At 59.2% G+C, this 1,458-nt stretch carries 2 protein-coding genes; one reads left to right on the plus strand and one right to left on the minus strand.

The features are described from left to right. On the plus strand, window positions 1–386 hold a 386-nt coding region (locus AAHM38_RS25385), incomplete at its 5' end, for a hypothetical protein (RefSeq protein WP_342234418.1). Here the strand turns inward: AAHM38_RS25385 and AAHM38_RS25390 are convergent. Further along, on the minus strand, window positions 331–1,230 hold the full coding sequence (locus tag AAHM38_RS25390) for a rolling circle replication-associated protein (RefSeq protein ID WP_116575153.1): 900 nt from the start codon (window positions 1,228–1,230) through the stop codon (window positions 331–333). The genes AAHM38_RS25385 and AAHM38_RS25390 overlap by 56 nt on opposite strands. Window positions 1,231–1,458: the final 228 nt, after the last annotated feature.

Here is a 1,458-nt window from a genome sequence, read left to right on the forward strand (position 1 = left end):
TGAATCTGAGCCTAAGCAAAGACCCCACAATAGAGGGTCTACAAACAGGAAGCCTCCAGCACCATCTGGAGGCTTTTTTATTGCCCATGAAAGACCCATCACGACGCTGGATCAGCCCTGGAGAATTCGACTACTGGGCAAAGGTCTACAGCGTAAAAACACTGTCCAAAAAGCTGCAGCGAACGCCCCGAACAATCCGCGACTGGCTCCGAGGAGCACGCCCGATACCCGCATGGACCGTTGCAGTTTTACGACTGCACGAGCTGGAAACCGAGGCCTTCCGGCGAACCCTATACCCGATCCACAAGAAGCGGCAGCTGCAGCTGCAGCTCACGCAGCCAGACGATCTTGGCGAATCGACGCAAGCACACGATCCTGCTCAGTAGCGAACGGACACGGCGGCCCGAAGAAATGCCCAGGGCGTGGGCCTGTAGCCATCCAAAACGTGCCATCACGAGCACTCACATGGGCCACGAGGTCATGAATGCCGAAATCGCGGTGAAGATCGGCCAGGATAGGCTTGAGCGCCTCGTACATCGACGGATAGGCACCCCAGTTCCCGTAGACCTGCCGACGTGGCACAGCGATGCCGCGCGAGGTCCAATAACGCTTACGGTTCATCTCCCGATCACCGATGTCTTTACCGATGTACTTGCTGATGTAGGAAGCCAGCTTGTGCGTAGCCCACGGCCCCCGACCCTTGCCACCATTAGGACGCGGTAAGTGGCAATAGCCTTCACCCTTGCCACCCACAACCCGCAGCCATGCGCGTATCGCAAAGTGTCTGGCCACACGACCCTCTACCGCGATGTGCAGATGCCATGCACCCCGCTTCTGGCGTTCCGGCACGGCCACGTAGTGAAATACCCGAGCGCTAGACATGATGCGGCGGAAGCGGTCAAACAGCTTCATGAACTCGTCCAAGTCCGTGATGTTCCTGCGAGTGTTCAGCGTGATCATCACCGTCGCCCCGATGGCCTTGCAACGAAGCCGAATACCCTGCGTAGCACGCTGCGTGGCCGACGCCTCATTCTGCTCACGCTTCTCCGACTTCCCCCGAGCAGCACGCGGCATGCGATGCAACTCACCAGCGCGTTGCCACTGCGTCATCGGGAACCCTGAGACTTCAACCTGTCCATTGGGGAATACAATTTGCCTAACGGCGATGCCCTCTTGATAGCTGTAGCCCTTATCAAACGTGGCGCGCTCGCCTACAATGTCATGGCGCATGACTTTCCTTCCTGTGTGTTGTGTGCCACCGCCCCGATTGCCTGCCAGCAATGCGGGGCTTTTCTTTTGCCCCGGAACCCCGCGTATCTGTTGGGTTCCCCGGTTCTCTGTACGTTAAGTGTTATAGAAACAAGTAGGGCCGGCTCCGCGGGGCCCCGCCCCCCCGGGGGGCCCGGCCGGGGCGGGGGGGGCAGCCGCCATATATTGTTTAAACAAACGCCCCCCAGG

This window comes from Ralstonia sp. OTU4908, from assembly GCF_038440115.1.
GTDB lineage: Bacteria > Pseudomonadota > Gammaproteobacteria > Burkholderiales > Burkholderiaceae > Ralstonia > Ralstonia pickettii.